The organism is Gottfriedia luciferensis (assembly GCF_002156865.1).
In the GTDB taxonomy this organism is placed as follows: domain Bacteria; phylum Bacillota; class Bacilli; order Bacillales; family Bacillaceae_G; genus Gottfriedia; species Gottfriedia luciferensis.
Map to the genome: position 1 here is coordinate 1 of NZ_NCTA01000006.1, position 21190 is coordinate 21190.

A 21190-nucleotide genomic window follows, 5' to 3' on the forward strand; every position below is an offset into this window, starting at 1 on the left:
TCGCCCCATGGAAAGCGAGCATACTGTAGTGGAAATGAACATCACTCAACTTCTTTTACGAAAATTTGGTAGTTATTTGAGATTATTTTTCAACAGCGTGAGAAATAGATTTTATCTATTTCTTTTTTTTATGTAGTTGTAATCTTAAATAAGATTTGGATAGAAGTTCACTAGTAACTAAATTTATTTATAAGGAATGCCCAATCAGATTGTAAAGTTGTCTCTTTTTTACCAGTATCACCTTATTTTAAGGGAAACTCTTTATCATGAGTTTCTCTCTTTTTTGATTTCTTCTTTTCTTCATTTAACTTATGAAATAATAGTTTCCAGAATTGTACAAATTTTATGTTTATACTGCTAAAATTAAATGTAGGATATAAAACATACTATTATAACAATTTGTAAATAAGTAAAATTCTTATTAAATATTTTTATAAAAGGAGAAAAAGATGGAAAAAGGTATGATCGTTGTACTAAACGGTGTTTCGAGTTCAGGAAAATCAACTTTAGCTAAAGAGTTAACTAAGTTACTACCAAACTTTTTTGCTTTTAGCATTGATGAATATGATTTAGTTATTGAAAAGATGGAGGATAGAGAAAATCAGAGGTTAATTCCTATTGAAACTGATTATTTTTATTATAAAAATGTTGCAATGTTTTCAGATAGGGGTGTTAATTTAATACTTGATCAGATTCTGCATGACCATACAACATTACAAAATTTTTATGATATTCTGAACTCTTATCCAATCTTACTTGTGGGTGTTCATTGTCAAAAGGAAGACCTTAAACAGAGAGAAGAGTCAAGAGGTGACCGCAACATCGGACAAGCAATATCACAGCTCACATTTGTACATAAAAATGAAACATACGATATAGTAGTTAATACTTCTACCCAAACGATCAATGAAAGTGCGAAAGAGATCGTGGCCAGATTGAATAGCGAGTTACCCTTAGACGGTTTAAAAAAATCTTATGTGGAATTTCAATTTTATCAGAGTACTAATAATTAATTTTCTTTATATTTGGAAATATGATAATGACGAAAAACTACTGAAAATGCCAAAAATTAGAAAAGTGGGTAGTAAATTTATGTTATTAGGTAAAAAAATTGGACGAGGAAATACAGCAGAAGTATATGAGTTAGATCATGTAGATCAAAAAGTTATGAAACTATTTTATGAATCAATTCCTTTTAAACATATAAAAAAAGAATATGAAACAAGCAAGATAATAAATCAACTGGGTATTCCTTCCCCTAATGTAGATAGTATTTTAGAGGTGAATAATAAATGGGGTATCATTTATGAAAAAATATTTGGTCAAAACTTTACACAAGTTTTATCCTCCAATCCACTATTATTAAAAAAAAATGCCTACATTTTTGCTGAAATACAAGCTTCATTTCATCAAATGAGTAATGATGAGTTAGCTCCACAAAAAGAATATCTTTCTCAGAACATCAAAGGAACTAGCTTATTAAATAAAGAAGAAAAAGAATTGATAGTAAATTATTTAAAGTATTTACCGGCGGATAATAAAGTTTGTCATGGTGATTATCATCCAGATAATATATCCCTGATGAAAAGAAAACCGATTGTACTCGACTGGATGACTGGAACATCAGGTAATCCATGCGGTGATGTTGCAAGAACTCTAATCATCTTACGGTATGCATCCCTCCCAAATGGTATGCCAAAATTGACAAAATTAATAATCCAAACAGTAAGAAAAGTGTTTGCGAGATTTTATTTAAATTCATACATAAAAGTAACTAATTCGTCATCAGAAAGTATAAATAGATGGTTTTTACCAATAATGGCTGCAAGGCTGGTCGAAAGTATAGAAGAGTCTGAAAAACAGTTTCTATTGAAGAAAATCAAATCTATATTAAGCACGATCTAGTCGCATTTCTCGTTGAACAAACAAATGCATTAGTTGCATTAATACAGGGATTAATCATATTTTCTTAAAAAAGGAAAATTATGGTAAAATTATATGTGTTACAACAGATAAATCTTCTTAGTAAATACATAATCAAACTAAAGGAGAAAACAAAATGAAAAAGTATCTATTGTTTGTTTTTAGCTTTATTTTATTATTTGGTGTTTTTAATGTTTTTTCAGGTATGTTGCAAACTGTTTTTTATCAACAAAATCCGACTACTTTATCTTTATGGAATAATGTTGATCAATTGTCATCTGAAGTTGTTTTTGTAAAAAGTTCATTACTGCCTACAATAATGATTGCACTGTTTTCTGCTACAGTTGCATTTTTTATTCAAAATCGTTTAAGCAACAGGACAGTTAAAACTAAATAAAAATTATATTTGACTAATTGAAATTTATGAGTCACGGAGGTGACTCAATTTTTTTGGATGTATTTACAAAATTAGTAATGGTTAGTGTTAAACAAATTTAATGGTATAGTTCAATATGTTTTCCTAAAAATGTAGGTACTTAAAATACAAAAAAGGATAGGTGTCATTCCTGTTACCTATTCTTCTCTCAGTTAATTGACTTTCAAATAATAAATTTCTAATCTGGATATACAGGTTAAAAATCGTTATTTAGTTAATCATATTTAGATTCGTCTACTTATCAGAAGCAAGACCATATTTTACTGCGTCTTTTTTATAGGTATAAAGGAATATAAGTTTTTTTAACGAATATATACATTTGTGTATGTATTTAAGGGGGAAAAGAAGTGAATGAAGGATTAAGTATTGATGCAACAAAGAAAAGTAAATTAACGTTTATTGTCGCAGGGGCTGTAGTTTTATTAACATTAATAAGTGGCAGTTGGTTTGGGTACGTACAATATACATTAAATCAAGATGCGAAGGAGTTACGTCAATCGAACTCTAAATTAATGAATGATGTGATATCAATTAGTGATTTTGAAAATGTAAACGATGATCCTGAAGTTGTTGCATTAACGAAAAAAGGCGACGAATCATCTAATAAATTCAATGAATATGATAAAAAAAACTTAATTGACCATAACTACGCTACTTTACTTAATACAGCTACATTAGATAACTACAACGTCGAAGTAGCCGCTGATCATATAATTCAAAATTACGAGGCAAAAACATCGAATGAACAAATTAAAGACTTATTTGAAGATTTAAAGCTAGCTTCCTCTCGCCGAGTAGAAGCTATTACTTCATTAAAAGACACAACAAGCGATTTACTGAGATTTATGAAATCTGATGACTTATACCATTGGAATGAGAGTATGGGCTATTACAATGATTTTGACGATAAGTATTCTGCGACTGTAGATAAGTACTTTGATGTTAAACACGAATTAGAAAAGATTCGGAAAAACTCAGTAAGTAAGGTGAAAAATAATCAAAAAAAATTAGATGAAATTAATAGTAAACTATGGTTTAAATAAGGCGTTCAAATTGAACGTCTTTTTATTTGAAGTAGAGTAGTAAACTCTGAGTCTATTTTATTCTATATTTGAATGGGAGGCCATTTTGTAATAATCTCGTTTAACTAAAGCTCAGTATTAGTTAAATAACATGATCGACAATATTGTCGGTTTTTAAGCCAACTCTGGTCTAATAAGAAACTTGCCTGCAAAAAAAAAAATACAAAATTTTCCAATTTCTTTTATACTAAAGTTATAAACTAAGATTTAAAGGAGATTATGATATGTCTGAAGAGATCAATAAAGAAATTCTAAAAGAATTAAAAGCGTTAAATGATAAACTTGAAAGTCTTAACAATGAACGAAAAAAAGGTTTATCGACTGTTGGTAAGTTTGTTGCACTTTTTCTTGGTTTTGGCTTAGTTGGTCCATTAGTTGCTTATATCGTAATCCCTTTAATTATCAAATTGTTTAATTGACACCTAAACTCTATTAGCGCATGCGATAAACATTATTTTTACTGAAAGTTCTATTTGTAGGTTGAGGGGGAGTTACAGTGTCTTCGTTGAAAAAAGGGTTATGGTCAACGACTTTGAGCATTGTAGGAATTGTATTGTTTATAGTGAGTTATTCTATTTCTGAGAACCCAACATTTTTGCAAAAAGTCGGCATAGGAATATTTTTCTTTACAGGAATTGCTACTATGTTAACAAGTATCATTTTTGGAATCTTGGGAATAAGGTCTAATGAAAAAGGCTTCTTAAAATATGTTGGAATCATAATAGTATTTCTTTTCGTAATAGGAGTGACTATTGTCCCAGTGTTATTAATGGCTATATTTGGATTTAGAGAAGCTTAAATCAACTTTTTTACGAAAACAGACTTAAAAAATAGTCTAGTAAACAACTTCTTTTACAACTGAAAATTCAGTTAGATCATTTAGTGCACTTATTGTTGGAATAGTTTGTTGCATTGTATCTACTATTTTATACAAGCTAAAAGTTAAGCATCAGAATCCAAAGCTGAATCATATGAAGTTGATGTAACGTACTTGGTAGTTAGAACCAAAAAGGTAAAAGGAATAAGTAGTTAGAAGAAGAATAGTCATATTAGGATAGGAATTAATATTCTTCCTATTTTAAGGAGGATTAACTTTGAAAAATAAAAAAATAATCTGGTTACTTATTATTATTTTGCTTTTATGGTTTGCAATAAATATCTATCGAAATCATAAATTTTCGGTAAATATTTATTCTAATAACTTAAGTAAAAAAATCGAATACAATATCAATTACTTTCATGGACGTAGAAGTGAATTAGTAAAAGTACAAGCTTTGAGAGTAGTTACATTAGAAGACAGTAATATCGCTTTAGCATTTGCTAAATATAATGGACTTTATGGTAGAACGCGTTTGGTTAAAGGTCCAAATGGTAAGTATCAAATTAAAGGCTCTTCCTGGAGGGGGAGATTAGATCCCGCCGAAGTTGAAACGTTTAAAACGAACAAAGGAAGATATCAAGTAATAATGGGTAATAATGAAAATAAGGATATTGATACGATAGAATTAAGGGCATTTACTTGGAAGAATGGCGTTAATGCATATTCTGATTACACTACAATTCTAGAAGTTCCAAAACAAGATGTCTATTTCATCTATAAAAAAATCCCAATCGATCATATCCTCAAAAATTTTACTGGAAATATTGAATTTGTTTGTAAAAATAAAGAGGGAAAAATCATCTATCCTATAAAATAAATGATTTGAATGCTAGAATTGAGCATCATGAGGTGAATTATGGATCAAACAAATGTAATGACTTATTTTGAGATAAGAGGCGATTACTTTTCGATCGAATATGTAACTGAAATATTAGGTATTAGCCCAACTAAGTCATTTCTAAAAGGTGAAGAGATTAATAGAACAAACAATTCTAAAACAATCTCAACAAAAAAACGTTTTAGAACCTATACATGTTGGCAATTAGGGACAGATTATGTTGAGACATTATATGCTAATAAACAGGCCAAAGAATTAATCGCACCTTTATTAAACAAAATCAATGAATTAGTAACAATAAAAAAGAAATATGATTGTCAGTTTATTCTAATGCAAGTTCCAATTATAGAAAATGGATATTGCCCTGCAATAGGTTACGATCAAGAAGTCATTAATTTTTGTTCAAGGATTGGAGCAACGATAGAAATAGACTTATATACAAATCCATATGAGAGTGATTTTAATGACTAAAAACATGACTGCCCAAGGTGGTCTTTATTGCTTAGTTCTTGAGAGGATGGAACTCACCCTATGTTAAAGATAAATAGAAAAATGAGTATTTCTCATCTATTTTTTATAGCTATCTTATATGCAATTGCAAGTACAATATTAGATCATTTTATTCATTGGGATAATCGTTTTATTACTGGCTTATTTAGTGGGTTAATCATATTAATCGGTAGTTTTTTAGCCTTATTCATTATTAAAGGATAATACACGTACTGTAATCACATCTTCGCTTGAATAGTTTATCAGATGTATGATAAATAGAGGTATTTCTGTATAAAGGAATCATTATTTTATGCAACTATTCATGATTAAGTTACACATTAAATCTGTTAGCAAAAGAATAGTAATTAAAAACAGTTTAGAAAAACAACTTGGATATTTAATGAATAAAACAAGGGGACAACTATGGGAGTTTTAAAGGTTAGAAAGGAAATAGATGCAGTCGTATTGGATTTAGATGGTACTTTACTAAACTCTAATAAGGAGGTAAGTAAAAGAAATTTAGAAGCAATAAGATCCATACATAAAGCTGGCATACCAATTATAATAGCAACAGCTCGACCACCAAGAACAATTAAATATTTACTACCAAAAGAAATTCAAGAAATAGCAATTTTTGTTTATTATAACGGTGCATTAATTATAAATAGCGAATTACAAATTAACGAGCATTATTCGATTGATTCGAAACTAAATAATCAAATTATTGAATACTTAATGATCAACGAACCACAACACTTATTTTCAATTGAAGTTAATGATACTTGGTACAGCTATCAAAATATTGATTATCGCTCATTTATTCAGGTTACTGAGAAACCTGAAATTATTGAACTATTAAAAATAAAATTAAAAAGCCCTACGAAAATACTTGTGTCACACTTAAAGAATATTGAGGCTTTTACTAATAGATTCAGTGATAAAGTTAATATTATTACGACTGATTCGAACCAACTTACACAAATAATGGGATTAGGGGTTTCAAAGGAATCCGCATTAGCAAACCTTGCAAAAAGATTAGAAATTACTTTAGAAAAAACAATGGTCTTCGGTGATGATTTTAACGACTTAGGTTTATTTAAGCTATGTGGAATTCCAATTGCTATGGACAATGCGATAGACGAATTAAAAGGCATCGCGAAAAAGATTACAACTTCTAACGACGAAGATGGTGTAGCTAATATTCTTGAAAACTTAATCAGCTAACGCAAATAAAATGATCGGATTAAAATATAAAGGACTTGTTGGTTAAATAGATTGATAAAAAGAGGAAGTCTTTATAAATATTAAAATATTGGGAGACTCGAAAATTGAAGAATGTAATATTAAATATTGACAATAAAAAAGTTAGTTATTATGAATATGGAAATAAAGAAAATCCAACTGTTGTTTGTATCCATGGCCTTGTCGGAAATGCAATTTATAGTTTTGCAGAAATAGCAAAAATTCTAGAAAATAAATTTCATTTGATCGTGTTCGATAATCCAGGACATGGGAAAACAACAGCATTTGATCACGAAGATGATTACTTATTTTCTAATTTATCAAAATGGTATGACAAAGTTTTTCAACAAGTATTAAATAAACCATTTTATCTAATGGGGCATTCTTGGGGGGCTGATATCGTACTCCATTTCACAAAAATGAAGCCCAATAATGTACTGGGATTAGTATTATTAGATGGCGGATTTACCTTTCCAGAAAATCAAAGCGATATGACATTTAAAAAAGCATTTACAGGTTGGAATGAATACATGGATAATTCAATGTATTACAATTGGGATGAAGTAATTCAGGAATATAAAAATTATACAAAAAGATGGAGTAGCGAGATTGAACAGTATGTAGCTTCAATTTTTATTAAAAAGAATGAAGACCAGTTTGAACTAGTTACTTCAAAGTTTACAGTTTTAGCGATTATTAAATCATTCTTTAAAGAACCATTCTCACAAACATATCCATTTATTAATGTACCAGTAATGTTAATTCATTCAACTTTACCAATCAGTTTGAATACAGCGAGAGATATTGGAATTTCACAGTTAAATCATACTATTAAGGATTTAAGTGTCATTGCTATTGAAGATACCAACCATATGATTCAATGGGATGAACCAACAAAAGTATCAAATCTAGTTTCCAAATGGATAGAGAAAAAGAATTCAACTTACTCATACAATTGTTATTAAACTTCGTATAAATAATAATTTTAATGTTTATTAAAAAACAAATTTTCAACTAACGCATAGGATAATTGAATAAAAATATCCTCCAGAATACGTAAAAAAGATGTGATTGACTAGACTGTCGATCACATCTTTTTTTTACGTATTCACTCTTATTTTAATGTACATCTTCATATTTAAAAGTAAGATCTGCTTGAATCCTTTTTCTTTCTAATAATTAAATAAACAATACTACTTACGATCATCAGACAATAGGTAATATTTTGTCAGACTCCTACACTATCACTCCAACTACTTGTACCATATAACAATATCTTTAATAAAAAATGTATATGACATAAGTACTAAAATTATTGTAAAAATATAATAATAAATTATGATATTTCTAATTTTTAAGAAATGGCATAAGTTTTTTTTGGTTCAAATGGAGCATGGCAGAATTTATCGAAAATTGGTATAATTTGGGATAAATTGTAAAAAAATGAAAAATCAGGCAAGTTTATCAATAAGTCAGGTTCCCTTTTTCGTTCGAAATGGATGATTATCATCAGGAAGTTACATTATGTGTTTTTATCTCATTCATAGGTATGAAGGTAACACCATGATATTAGGACAAACTCCCTGGTGAGGAGGACAATAGTGTGTTTAAGAACATGAAGTTATTCACAAAAAATATGATATTCTCAATATCTGGAGTAGTTTTAATTGGAATATTACTCATTGGGATTAGTTATTTTATTCAAGGGAAATTATTAACAGATCAATTAAAAAGTCAATCAAAAGAAATTTCTTCATCTTGGATAAAAAAAATGGACTTTAATACAATTGAAAAAGCTTCCAAGTTGGAAGATATAACGACTCCTGAGCATAAAGAATTAACAATGTTATTTGATAAATTAATAGAGTATAATCCAAATATTTCTCAAGGATATATTTTTGGAACTGAACTAAGTGGTAAGAAAGGAAATGAAACTTCGTTAGTTTCATATCCGACATCAATATGGCAAGCATTACAAAAAAATGGTTTAAAAGTAGGGGATATGTATGAACAACCTCCTGTAATAGTAGATGCGATTAAGAAGTTGAAAAATGAAAAAAAATTACAGTTTACAACGATCTATAAAGATAAGCTAGGAACTTGGATTACTGTTTTATATCCAATTACAAATAGTAATGGAGAAGTATATGCTTACTTTGGTGTAGATGTAGATGCTAAAAACGTAGCTAAAGGTCAAAATGAACTGTTGATTAAAACGAGTATAGCTTTATTAATTATTCTTATCCTATTAATATTTTTTCAATATTTATTGTTGAAAAATTCATTAAAGCCATTAACGAATTTAATGAGTGGAATTGATGAGGCTAGTCAGGGGAACTTAAACATTAACTTAGTAGTACGTGGAGATGAAATTGGTCAGGTTAATAAAAAATTCAACTCCATGATAAATATTTTAAAAGGAATGGTAACGAGTATTCGAAAAACCTCTAGAGAAGTTGATGAAGATGCTGATGGTTTATATGCATCATTTGAAGCTAGTTATGAAGCTTCTAGTAATATTAGCTCTTCAGTAGAAGGTGTTCAAGAATTATTAAAATCACAAACTTTATCAATAAGGGAATCTGCTGTATCAATGGAACATATCTCACAGGAAATTACTAGTATTGCCGATTCTACAAATGAAGTGTATAAGCTTTCTGAAAACGTAAATGATCTTTCTGAAGAAGGAAAACAATCAACTGATAAAGTTGTAGAACAAATGAAACGGATTAATAGGAATGTAGATAATTCTAGAATCTCAATTAAAGAATTAGTAGATGCTTCTGATGAGATATCGAATATTTTACAAGTAATCACAAATATCGCACATGAAACAAATTTATTAGCTTTAAATGCATCAATTGAAGCTGCGAGAGTAGGTGAACATGGAAAAGGATTTGCTGTAGTCGCAAATGAAGTTAAAAAACTATCAGAGCAATCTTCAGATTCAGTAGATAGCATTAAAAAAGTAATTGATAACGTAAAAAATCAAGTAGAAAAAGTTTTTGGATCAATGGAAATCATTAAAGATGATGTAAATGAAGGTATTCAAGTTACTGAAACTACTTCTGAAGTATTTGGGAAAATTTATCTATCGATTCAAGAAGTTGCAGATAAATTACAAGCTGTATCTAATTCATCTCAACAGATTTCAGCAGGTATTGAAGAATCTACAGCTTCAATTGTAGAAATATCAAGTAATACTGAAAATATTACGAATGGGTACGATACGATCGTAGAAAATATTCAAGAACAAGAAGCTTCATTTAAATCAATTAAAGAAATGGCAACCAATTTAAATAAAACCTCTAAGATATTAGCAGAATTAAGTGATCAATTCACAGTATAAATAAGGCCTCCCTTGGGAGGTTTCTGTTTTAATGGAGGAACAAGAAATGAATAATATAGTAAATGAATTTAAAATTGTAGTAGAAAACTTTCCAATGAATGTGGCAATAAAAGATAAAAATCGTGAATTAACTTATATGGAATTAGACCAAGAATCAACTCGTGTAGCAAGTGAATTGAGAAGAAATGGTATTAAGAAGGGTGAATTTGTTAGTATTTTTTTAAAACGAAGTGTTGATACGATCGTTTCGATTTTAGGTATTTTAAAAGCTGGAGGTGCCTATGTAGCGCTAGATCCAACTCATCCTGAAGATAGAAATAGGTATATTATCAATGATACTAAATCTCCATTTTTATTAACTAATTCAGAACTGTATGAAGAAACCTGTAAGTTAAATGTTAAATCTAAAACGGTTTTAATCGATCAATTAGATAATGAAGGTGAAGAGTTTAAAATAGACATTAATGAAAATGATTTAGCCTATGTAATTTATACATCTGGTACGACTGGAAATCCAAAAGGAACATTATTAAGACATGTCGGAGTATTAAATTTATCTGAGTGGATTCAAACAGAATATAATATTAATCCAAACGATACATTATTACAATTTGCAACTTTCAGTTTTGATGCTTCAGTGTATGAAACATTTGTATCACTATTTAATGGATCTACACTATATCTCATTGATGATGAAGATAGAATGTCTTCAGAACATTTTATTCAAACTGTGGATAGAGAAAATATAACGGTCATAACTGCATTACCAACTATATTTTTTAATCAATTATCAAAGTATGCAAAACAAAATGGATTAACTAGTATTGGGAAAGTACGTTCAATAGGAGTAGCTGGTGAATTATTAACTGGTGAAGTTGTGAGAAACTTTAAAAAGCAATTTGGAACAGAAACCGTATTATACAACTTATATGGTCCGACCGAAACAACTGTTGCTGCTTCATTCTATCGAACACCTGATGTAATTGATGAAACTGTGTATAGTGTTCCAATTGGAAAAGAAACCAAAGGAACTAAATTATATGTCGTTAACGAAAACGGTGAACGATGTATTCCTGGTGAAACTGGAGAATTGTGGATTGCTTCTAAAGGGATATCTGTAGGTTATTTAAATAACCTTGAAAAAACAAATGAAGTTTTTATTAAAAATCCTTTCAGTGATGACTTTGAAGGTATGGTATACAAATCCGGTGATCTAGTAAAAGAATTGGAAGATGGAAACTTGGAGTTTGTTGACCGAAAAGATACTCAAGTAAAAATCCGTGGCCACCGTATTGAAATTGCAGAAATTGAAAACCGTTTGTCGCAAATTAAAGGAATTGATGATGGGATCGTTGTTGTTGAAGAATCAGATGGAGACAAGTTATTAAAAGCTTTTTATACATCCAATCAAGAACTAAATGGATCGTTTATCATTAATGAATTGAAAAAGAATTTAACAAGTTATATGATTCCATCTAAAATAAAACAAATTCCTTCAATCCCATTTGCACCTACGGGTAAGGTAGATAGAAAGAAATTAAGCTTAATAGAAGCTGATAACGTATTTTTAGGAACTGATATAGTTAATCCACGAAATGAAGTAGAAGAGACTATTTTGAATGCTTGGAAAGAAGTATTAAATATTGAAGGCATCGGAGTAACAGATAGCTTTTTTGAAGTTGGAGGACATTCGTTAAAAATAATTGCAGTCCTTGCTCTTTTAAAAAAAACATACAAACATTTAAGAATCAGTGACTTTTTTGAATTGAAAACGGTTGAAAAATTAGCGAATAAAGCAATGAATAGTATAAAAGAAAGCACCTTAAAGGAAATCGTATTTACTCGTTGTGAAGAGTATCCGAAAATAGAAGTTCCTAATGAATTAAAAGAAGTAAATCATGTCGTATTAACTGGGGCAACTGGATTTTTAGGCAGTCATTTATTAAAACAATTAACTGATGAATTCGTCCATACAACAGTTATCGTAAGAGGGAAAAATGCTAGAGAGCGTTTATCGAAAGTTTATCGTACGTATTTTTCAGTAGAGTTAACTAGTCGCGTAGAAGTATTGGAAGGGGATATCACAAAAAGACATTTCGGACTTGATGAAAAAACCTTCAGCGAACTCGCTTTTAAAACAGATGCAATTATACATAGCGCTGCAGATGTGCGTCATTTTGGTGATCGAGAAGGGTTTGGAAAAATAAATGTAGATGGAACGAAACATGTCTTTGAATTAGTAAATTATAATCCAGAGATTGCATTTCATCACATTTCAACAGTCGGGGTTATAGAAGATTTAGTAGGAGAAAATAAATGGCATGAGTTAGAAGGTTCTGCAACCATTTCCAATAATTTATCATTAAATAATGTATATACCGACACAAAACTAGAAGCGGAAAGATTTGTATTAAGTAAAGAAAAGGAAGGCAAAAATATATTTATTTACCGAATGGGTAATTTAACTGGAAGAAAAAATGACGGAGTATTCCAGTCAAACATTGATCGAAATGCCTTTTATAGAAGTATCAAACTAATGATATTACTTGGAAAAGCACCAATTGTAAACTGGATGGTTGACTTTACGCCGGTTGATTTGGCAAGCGAAGTCGTTACGAAATCTGTATTAACAACAACTCACTCTCAACGCGTATATCATGTAACGCATCCAAAACCTATTCATTACCGTGATATGATTCATTTAATAAATGATGTGGGGTATCATGTTGAGCTCTTGCCACTTGCTGAATATGAAGAAATTTTACTATCCTTAGATCCTTCTTCTGAAGCAAATCAATTAGCTGTATCCCAATTAGATGGTGATGGTGTAAAAGATTCGGAAGTGATTTTTGATAGCCGAAAAACAATGGAGGTCTTATTGTTTAATGATGTTCCGGAAATAGACTATGATTATATGCAAAAAATGTTATCCTATGCTGTAAAGGTAGAGTATCTACCTAATGTAAAAGAAAAAATACTAGTATAAGAATATGACTGATTTATATATTTTTACTGATTGGATACCGTTCCTCGACCTAGTAGAGCTTCCGAATTTAACTGAACGCGAGGAAAAGTGGTTAATAAAATACGGAAATGGGTTCCAATCAAAGTTGTCTTACCAGCTTGTAAAATATGTACTTGGAGATGTCGAAATTGAGAGAGATGATAAAGGGAAACCATACCTTAGGAATGATGTTCGCTCGATTAATTGGTCTCACACAAAAGGAGCATGGGTACTTGCTGTCAGTAAAAATGGTCGAATTGGAGTAGATATCGAACAAACTATTCTTGACTACGATCATTCTTTATATGGATGGGTGCTTCATAAAGAAGAAAAAGCTCATCTTTTAAACGGGACACCTTTTTCACATGTCTGGACAAAAAAAGAAGCGTATTTGAAATATAAGGGTACTGGGCTTGATGAGGATATTGCATATATCAATTCATTTGCGGTTAATTCAATTTGTACGATTCAAGTAGGAGAATTCATAATAAGTGTCTGTACAAATGAAGAAACAATGATTTGTCTGCATCAGTTTGATACAACAGTTAAATTATGATAATAACCCCTTACGAGTAAATGTGTTCTAAATGGTGTTTGTTGGGGAATTCTAACACTTTTAAGAATATCCATTTATGTTATTTTGCTCTACATTAAATAAACAGAATTGCATAAACTATTCATTAAAAACAAACACTTGTCCATTTCTTTTTGCTTGTCCAAACATAAGATGTTGAGAACAAACAAAATAAAAGGTGTGGATAGAATGAGTTGCAACTGTAATAACGAAAGAAATAATGAAAGATTTAACGAAAGAAATAACGATCGAAACAGAAGAAGAAATAGAGATTTTACATTTAATGCGAAAATCACGATTGATAAAGAGGAATTCTGTCGTGCGGTTGATCGTTGTGACGATGATAGACGTGATAATTTCGGTGGTCGTTGTGATAGATGGTGGAACTTTTAAGTTCAAAAAGCAATTAAAGAAACTTTATCATAAAGATTATGGGTTTCTAATAATTAAATTAAAGCAGCCATAGGCTGCTTTTAATTTTGTATTTGGCGGGATAGTAAAAAAATGAATGTTACGTTTAGACGTAAGCATAATTATACAAGGGTTAAATAAAGATTGATAACTCCAAACCATATCTTGAATATTTATTTGAAACACCGCCCAAAATGGATTTAAACAATAAAAAGGAAACGATAAACACTCAATCAGGTCAATTTCTATGAGGAATAGTAATCTTTATTAAGAATAATATAAAAAATTAAAAAAGTGTTGACTTTCTAAATTTTCCATATAAAATAATGATTAATAAAATGTTTCAGAGATGTGACAATAAAACGACTGTGAAAGGACGAGTAGTAGTAGGACGTAGACAAAGCGAGTCAGGGGTGGTGTGAGCCTGATACGAAGCCTATTATGAAGAACCTCCTGGAGTCGCTGACCGAAATCCTTTAAAGGAAAGTAGACTTAGCCGTGAACTTCTACGTTACAAGAAGAACAGTATCGAGATCTCTCTAAACTCCGTACTGAATAAGTGAGCAACCTCTGTTGCTAATTTGGGTGGTACCGCGGAACCAAAGCCTTTCGTCCCAGTTTTTTGGGAAAGAAGGGCTTTTTTTGTTGGCTTCAATCTACTACATCCAAACATTTTAGGGGGAAATAGGCATGTATCAATCATTAATGACAGTAAGAGAGACACAAATCGCAATTAAGGAAGTTAAAACATTTTTTGAGGATCAATTAGCGGATCGTCTTGGTTTGTTCCGCGTTTCTGCACCATTATTCGTAACGAAAAAATCAGGTCTAAACGATCACTTAAACGGGGTAGAACGCCCAATTGAATTTGATATGCTTCATTCAGGAGAAGAGTTAGAAATTGTTCACTCACTAGCGAAATGGAAACGATTTGCACTGCATGAATATGGTTATGAAGCTGGTGAAGGTTTATATACAAACATGAACGCAATTCGACGTGATGAGGAGCTTGATGCAACGCATTCAATTTATGTTGACCAATGGGATTGGGAAAAAATTATTCAAAACGAATGGCGTACAATCGATTATTTACAAGAAACAGTGCGAACAATTTATGGTATCTTCAAAGAATTAGAAAATCATTTATTTGAAAAATATCCGTATCTTGGGAAGTATTTACCAGAAGATATCGTATTTATCACGTCACAAGAGTTAGAAGACAAATACCCAGAGTTAACACCAAAAGATCGTGAGCATGCGATTGCAAAAGAGCACGGTGCAGTTTTTATTATTGGAATTGGTGATGCACTTCGTTCTGGTGATAAACATGATGGACGCGCAGCTGACTATGACGATTGGAAATTAAACGGAGATATCTTATTCTGGCATCCAATCTTACAATCTTCATTTGAATTATCTTCTATGGGTATCCGAGTTGATAGTAAGTCACTTGATGAACAGTTAACAAAGTCAGGTGAAGATTTTAAACGCGAGTATGATTTTCATAAAGGTATTTTAGAAGAAGTTCTTCCACTAACAATTGGTGGTGGTATTGGTCAATCTAGGATGTGCATGTACTTCTTACGTAAAGCGCATATTGGTGAAGTTCAATCTTCTGTATGGCCTGATGAAATGCGAGAAGCATGTAAAAAGGAAAACGTTCATTTGTTTTAAGAAATAAATAAAAGCATGATTCTACAAAACTTGAAGTCAAACAATCAGTATACGTAATAATAGCTATGTATAGTATTCTTGATGAACTTATGAAAAACGAAAACTAAACTAATCTATTTAATTAAACTTGCATTCAGCGTTAGTTGTATACCATATAGGAGCTGATGACGATCAAACAGCTCCTATATTAATTTAGGTGCTCAAATATTTTATAAAATGACTATTTTAAACTAAAAGGAAAAACCTATCGTAAATTTGATGATTACATTAAAAATCTTAGTGTAACTAAAAATGCAAGCATTACTTCAGTAAGCAGGAAGTAATGCTTTTTTAATTGAATAAATTAGATAGTCTTCAAATCTATAAATTATAAAATAATCAGAGCTTATCAAGGGGGATATTATGCATCAATTATCAAGTATTAAGCATTTGAAATCAAAAGATGAATTAGTAAAAGCTTTTAACGTTTTAAATCAATTGAGAACACACTTAACATTAGAAAAATTTGTAGAACAGACTAATCAAATGTATAAAGAAGGATATCGTTTGATTAGTTTGGAAGTAAATGAGGAGATTGTTGCAGTTGCAGGGATCAATATTTTAACAAATTTTTATAATAATAAATTTCTTTTCGTATACGATTTGGTAACGAAAGACACAGAAAGATCAAAAGGATATGGTGAAGAATTAATGTCATACATCCATCGCTACGCTCGCGAGAAAGAATGTTCATATGTAACATTAGAATCAGCTCTTCACAGAGTTGACGCTCATCGATTCTATGAGGAAAAAATGGAATACGATAAGTTTTGTTACTCATTCCGTTATACTTTATAAATAGTAACTAATGGATAGGTTTAATTAGGATAAAAATAAATTGTAGATAAAAAAGTGCCTGTATCGAAATTACTGAGTAATTGAAGATACAGGCCTTTAATTTTGCTTTTAATTGCCAATTCTATTTAATCTGAGTTTTTTGCTGTTTTTCTTTTTTTAATAAAGTAATTCAAATTTTTGACATTTGAGGATTAATGGGAAACTTATTAAAAACTAAACAAGGAATATGAACTATCAAGAATGAATAAATAAAAGAGAGTTATAGATGAAGGTTTAGAATTTTTAAAGTCGCATGATAGTAAGAACTTATTGGGGTGTGGGATAATGGAAGTTATTTTTAGTTTTATAGGTATCTATTTAATGCCTTTTATTTGTCTATTCTTTATTTTAAGTGTTATTGATCTTATTAAACTATTGATTAAAGGTAAGGAAGTAAGAACTGAGTTAATTGTTATTATTGTTATTACATTTACACTTATTGTTTATACTCCAATCTATTTATTAATTTATAATATGTAAATGAGTAGGAAAATCATAGATTCAGATCATTAATTCCAACGCATGTGTTAGTTAAACAGTCATGGACTATTCCAGTAGTCCATATTTTTTATAACTTATATCAATATAGTTTAATAGATAAGGTGAAAAGGACTTCTTTTAATAGAAGAGACTATTTAAATACAAGGAAGTGACTTTAGTGAAAAACTTTATTATTTTCGGAGGTAGCAAAGGACTGGGTCAGGCATTCGCCAAAGGGTTGCCAGATAAAGGTGATCATGTATGGATTGTTTCCAGAAGTTATCCTAAGAGTTTGAATATTAAAGATGGGATCAATAGATATTGGATAGAAGCTGACTTATCGAAATCTGATGCGAGCAATCGGATTTCGAATGCCTTAGATGGCGTTAGATTAGACGGTTTAATCTATAATGTTGGCATTTGGGAGAGTAAAGGGTTTCGAGAAGGATATGATTTTGAGAATGATGATCCAGAAGAAATTGCAAAAATAATCCAAATAAACGTAACCTCAGTAATTACTTGCATACAAAAGTTATTATTGAATCTTAAAAAATCCGATAACGGAAAGATTATCTTAATTGGATCTACAGCAGGACTAGAAAATAATCAAATTACCCAAATTTCCTTTGTGGCTTCTAAATTTGGGCTAAGAGGTATTGGAAATTCATTAAGAGAACATGTGAAAAAATATGGAATTAGTGTAACCTGCATTAATCCTGGCGAAATTGCAACGCAAATAGCTTATGAAGAAGGGATTGAGAAAGTTTTGACAACATACAATGGCACACAAATTCCCCTTCAGGATATTGTTTCACTAGTTAAATGCGTAATGAACCTATCGAAAGCGTCTTGTGTAAAGGAAATTAATATTCCAGCAATGCTCGATACAAATGCATAATGAATGTGGGTAAAAACAAAGTGTTTATATATGAATTAAATAATTCTCCTAATTCAACTAACTCAAGCTTTAGTTACATAAAATGGTCTTCAGCAATGCCGGTCTTTTTTTGTGCTAACCCATCTTACCAATATTGTAAAATAAAACGAATAGATTTTGTTAGCTATTCAATAAGGGTTGCTTCGGCAACTTTTTTTAGTTTTATTGTATAAATTTGATAATCTTAACCTATTCTTACCAAATTCTTACAAAGTTTTTGTACAATTATTTGTAAGGAGTGAGAATGAAATGGGGATTAGGATTCTTGTCGTAGAAGATGATTTAAAGATTGCTCGATTATTAGAGCTAGAATTAAACCATGCTGCTTATGAAGTAGACTGTGTTTATGATGGGGTTAGTGCGTTACGTATTTTGCATAAACATGACTTTGACTTAGTTTTGTTAGATATTATGATGCCTAAATTAGATGGAATGGAAGTTATTCAAGAAATTCGAAAATATGATTCAGAGCTACCTGTTTTAATATTATCTGCTAAAGGACAGATTCAAGATAAAATTAAAGGGTTAGACCGTGGTGCAAATGATTATGTAACAAAACCTTTTGTTGTAGAAGAATTGCTTGCCAGAATAAGAGTTTTATTGAGAAATAGAAAATGGAATAATGTAGAACAAATGGGCGAATTATTTATAAATTTTAAAGAAAAATCGGTTATGAAAAATGGAAAGGATATAGCACTAACAGAAAAGGAGTATTCATTACTAAGTTATTTTTTACGTAATCGAAACTCAGTCCTTTCAAGAGAACAAATTCTAAATGCAGTTTGGGGTTTTGATTTTGAAGGTGAGATAAAAATTGTGGATGTGTATGTCGGTTATTTAAGAAAGAAGTTACAACCAAATCGATTAGCGACAATCCGAGGTATTGGGTACCAATGGAAGGACTGATGTGATGAACATGAAAACGAAGTTAGTATTTTTATTTAGTTGTATTTTAATTCTTTGTACAGTAGCTAGTAGTATAGCAATTTATTTAACGACCTATAATTATGCAACTGAAAAAAGTTATGTCGAAATGAAAAATAATTTTAAAGTGATAATGAGTGATATTCCTTTAGAAGATTGGGATAAAGGAAATGTGAGCGCAGGACTATTTTTTAACGAAGGGTATATGACTGTTTATAAAAAAAATAAAGTTTTATATAAAAAAGAATTTCATGGTGGTAGACCAGGTGAGGAAGAAAAAATGAATAACGCTATAAATGGTCAAAATTATAGCAGATATTTAGGACCATTTATAACATCCTTTGGAATGTCTATAAGCGATAAAACGAATGATTACTTTGTAGCATTTAAATTTTATAATCGTGAACTCAATGAAATGTTAAGCCATCTTCAAAAAGTATTAATAGAAGTTACAATTAGCATTATTACTCTTGGAACAATCTGCATTTATTCATTCGTTCATTTTTTATTTAAACCAGTTAAAGTAATTATCAATACCATGAACGAGATTACGGAAAGTGAGGATTTAAAAGAAATAGGATTGAAACATAAACGAGATGAGTTAGGTCAAATTGTAATGGCATTCAATCAGATGATTCATAAAATTAAAGATATGATAAAAAGACAAGAATCTTTTGTCATTAATGTTTCACACGAATTAAAAACACCCATTACAATTATCGAAGGATACGGAAAACTATTGGAGCGATGGGGATTAGAAAATCCAGAAATTGCTAAAGAAAGTATTGAACATATAATTGAAGAGACAAGTCGTATGAAGTACGGTTTAATTGAGCCTATGTTGCTTTTAACGAGTTTAAAAAAACGTAGTATCACGAATGATACAATTCAGTTGGATTTATTAGCAAAAGGTGTAGCAAAGAAATTCGAGGTTATTAGTAATAGGCAAATTGAAATTGAAGGTAAGGGAACAGCTTTCAGTAACAGAGAATTAATAGAACAAATTCTATATATTTTTATTGATAACTCGATAAAGTATAGTAACTCAATGATTGGAATTATTGTAAATGATAATTATATTTGTGTGAAAGATAATGGCTCTGGTATTTCAGAAGAGGACATACCCTTTATATTTGATCAATTCTATCGTGGTAATAAAGAACGTTCTGACAAAAAAGGTGTGGGACTTGGATTAGCAATCGCTAATGATAGTGCGAATTTATTAGGTGCTAAGTTGGAATATAAAGCAAATCCAAAAGGTGGAAGTATATTTAGTATTCTGTTTCAGAATAACAGCGGTAAAAATCTATTAAAAGAGCGCTTGTAGTTAAAAATAGTGTTGTCCTTCTAAAAGGACAGTTTTTAGTTTATTAGCAAAGGATCTATTATTTCTCTATTTATATTGGAAAATATTTCATAAAAACTTGCATTATTCGATATAAATGGAGAAGTAAGTTACAGCAACATCAAGATAGGAAAAAAATATTGTAATGAAGGAGCCTTTAGCTATGGAAGAAAAGCAACAAGCATCAAAAGAAATGAACTTAGCATCGCTTATGAAAGACTATGCGAACTACAATTACTGGGCAAATACTAAGTTAGTAGAGTGGCTGAAAACAAAGCCTCCTGAAAAAATAGAACAAGAAGTATCATCAAGTTTTCCAAGTATTAAATTAACACTTAAGCATCTTTCTCTTACTGAAAGATTTTGGTTAGAAGTTATAAAGCAGGAATCACGGCCAGACATAGCACGGTTCAGTGAGCAATCTAATGAGACAATCGAAGAAGTATTTAGTATGATTTTGGAAAACTCCGAAGAATTTGCCTTATATGTTAGCACCCTTACAGAGAGTTCAATTAAATTAAATTGCTCTGTGGAAACTCCATGGTTTAATGAAACTCATCCTAGATTTGAATTCATTCTTCAAATAGTGAACCACAGTACCTATCATAGAGGGCAAATAATTACGATTGGGCGAAATGTTGGATTGATTGATGCACCTATGACTGATTTTAATGTATACAATTTTTACGGGAAGTCCACCACATAGACTTTTGATTTCAGGAG

General features: G+C 30.4%; 22 protein-coding genes and 1 other annotated feature. All 22 genes read left to right on the plus strand.

Annotated elements, in window-relative coordinates; genetic code table 11:
- The first annotated feature begins 449 nt into the window (after positions 1-449).
- Complete coding sequence (locus tag B7R67_RS06690) at positions 450-1013, plus strand: phosphotransferase-like protein (protein WP_088068776.1); 564 nt, start codon at positions 450-452, stop codon at positions 1011-1013.
- 79 nt (positions 1014-1092) lie between these two features.
- Entirely contained in the window at positions 1093-1905 is an 813-nt protein-coding gene (locus B7R67_RS06695; RefSeq protein ID WP_158095042.1) for a phosphotransferase, read from the plus strand.
- A gap of 154 nt (positions 1906-2059) precedes the next feature.
- A complete protein-coding gene (locus B7R67_RS06700) occupies positions 2060-2320 on the plus strand; it encodes a hypothetical protein (RefSeq protein WP_088068780.1) in 261 nt (86 codons plus the stop codon).
- A 386-nt stretch (positions 2321-2706) separates the two neighbouring features.
- Positions 2707-3402 (plus strand): hypothetical protein, encoded by a 696-nt coding sequence (locus tag B7R67_RS06705; RefSeq protein ID WP_088068782.1) that lies wholly within the window; start codon positions 2707-2709, stop codon positions 3400-3402.
- A gap of 263 nt (positions 3403-3665) precedes the next feature.
- The gene (locus tag B7R67_RS06710; protein WP_088068784.1) at positions 3666-3860 is read left to right on the plus strand and encodes a hypothetical protein; all 195 of its coding nucleotides are present in this window, start codon (positions 3666-3668) and stop codon (positions 3858-3860) included.
- A gap of 77 nt (positions 3861-3937) precedes the next feature.
- Positions 3938-4240 (plus strand): hypothetical protein, encoded by a 303-nt coding sequence (locus B7R67_RS06715; protein ID WP_088068786.1) that lies wholly within the window; start codon positions 3938-3940, stop codon positions 4238-4240.
- 295 nt (positions 4241-4535) lie between these two features.
- Positions 4536-5138: a hypothetical protein gene (locus tag B7R67_RS06720; RefSeq protein ID WP_088068788.1), complete on the plus strand. Its 603-nt coding sequence runs from the start codon at positions 4536-4538 to the stop codon at positions 5136-5138.
- Between the two features lie 39 nt (positions 5139-5177).
- Complete coding sequence (locus B7R67_RS06725; RefSeq protein ID WP_088068790.1) at positions 5178-5630, plus strand: DUF4279 domain-containing protein; 453 nt, start codon at positions 5178-5180, stop codon at positions 5628-5630.
- 60 nt (positions 5631-5690) lie between these two features.
- Entirely contained in the window at positions 5691-5873 is a 183-nt protein-coding gene (locus B7R67_RS06730; RefSeq protein WP_088068792.1) for a hypothetical protein, read from the plus strand.
- Positions 5874-6074: 201 nt separating this feature from the next.
- Complete coding sequence (locus tag B7R67_RS06735) at positions 6075-6875, plus strand: Cof-type HAD-IIB family hydrolase (RefSeq protein WP_088068794.1); 801 nt, start codon at positions 6075-6077, stop codon at positions 6873-6875.
- Positions 6876-6979: 104 nt separating this feature from the next.
- On the plus strand, positions 6980-7858 hold the full coding sequence (locus B7R67_RS06740) for an alpha/beta fold hydrolase (protein ID WP_088068796.1): 879 nt from the start codon (positions 6980-6982) through the stop codon (positions 7856-7858).
- 638 nt (positions 7859-8496) lie between these two features.
- A complete protein-coding gene (locus tag B7R67_RS06745; RefSeq protein WP_088068798.1) occupies positions 8497-10242 on the plus strand; it encodes a methyl-accepting chemotaxis protein in 1746 nt (581 codons plus the stop codon).
- A gap of 46 nt (positions 10243-10288) precedes the next feature.
- A complete protein-coding gene (locus B7R67_RS06750) occupies positions 10289-13228 on the plus strand; it encodes an amino acid adenylation domain-containing protein (RefSeq protein ID WP_088069066.1) in 2940 nt (979 codons plus the stop codon).
- A gap of 4 nt (positions 13229-13232) precedes the next feature.
- Positions 13233-13802 carry a 4'-phosphopantetheinyl transferase family protein gene (locus B7R67_RS06755; RefSeq protein WP_088068800.1) on the plus strand — a complete coding sequence of 190 codons (570 nt, stop codon included), beginning with the start codon at positions 13233-13235 and terminating at the stop codon, positions 13800-13802.
- A gap of 207 nt (positions 13803-14009) precedes the next feature.
- Positions 14010-14213 carry a hypothetical protein gene (locus B7R67_RS06760; protein ID WP_088068802.1) on the plus strand — a complete coding sequence of 68 codons (204 nt, stop codon included), beginning with the start codon at positions 14010-14012 and terminating at the stop codon, positions 14211-14213.
- A gap of 377 nt (positions 14214-14590) precedes the next feature.
- Positions 14591-14851, plus strand: a binding site (T-box leader).
- Positions 14852-14921: 70 nt separating this feature from the next.
- Entirely contained in the window at positions 14922-15905 is a 984-nt protein-coding gene (asnA, locus tag B7R67_RS06770; protein ID WP_088068804.1) for an aspartate--ammonia ligase, read from the plus strand.
- A gap of 402 nt (positions 15906-16307) precedes the next feature.
- Positions 16308-16742: a GNAT family N-acetyltransferase gene (locus B7R67_RS06775; protein ID WP_088068806.1), complete on the plus strand. Its 435-nt coding sequence runs from the start codon at positions 16308-16310 to the stop codon at positions 16740-16742.
- 324 nt (positions 16743-17066) lie between these two features.
- Positions 17067-17261: a hypothetical protein gene (locus B7R67_RS06780; RefSeq protein WP_088068808.1), complete on the plus strand. Its 195-nt coding sequence runs from the start codon at positions 17067-17069 to the stop codon at positions 17259-17261.
- A 178-nt stretch (positions 17262-17439) separates the two neighbouring features.
- A complete protein-coding gene (locus B7R67_RS06785; protein WP_088068810.1) occupies positions 17440-18159 on the plus strand; it encodes an SDR family NAD(P)-dependent oxidoreductase in 720 nt (239 codons plus the stop codon).
- Between the two features lie 288 nt (positions 18160-18447).
- Complete coding sequence (locus B7R67_RS06790; RefSeq protein ID WP_088068812.1) at positions 18448-19104, plus strand: response regulator transcription factor; 657 nt, start codon at positions 18448-18450, stop codon at positions 19102-19104.
- A gap of 4 nt (positions 19105-19108) precedes the next feature.
- Complete coding sequence (locus tag B7R67_RS06795) at positions 19109-20449, plus strand: sensor histidine kinase (RefSeq protein ID WP_142289527.1); 1341 nt, start codon at positions 19109-19111, stop codon at positions 20447-20449.
- 181 nt (positions 20450-20630) lie between these two features.
- Positions 20631-21173, plus strand: a complete 543-nt coding sequence (locus B7R67_RS06800) for a DinB family protein (RefSeq protein WP_088068816.1) — start codon at positions 20631-20633, stop codon at positions 21171-21173.
- The last annotated feature ends 17 nt before the right edge of the window (positions 21174-21190 follow it).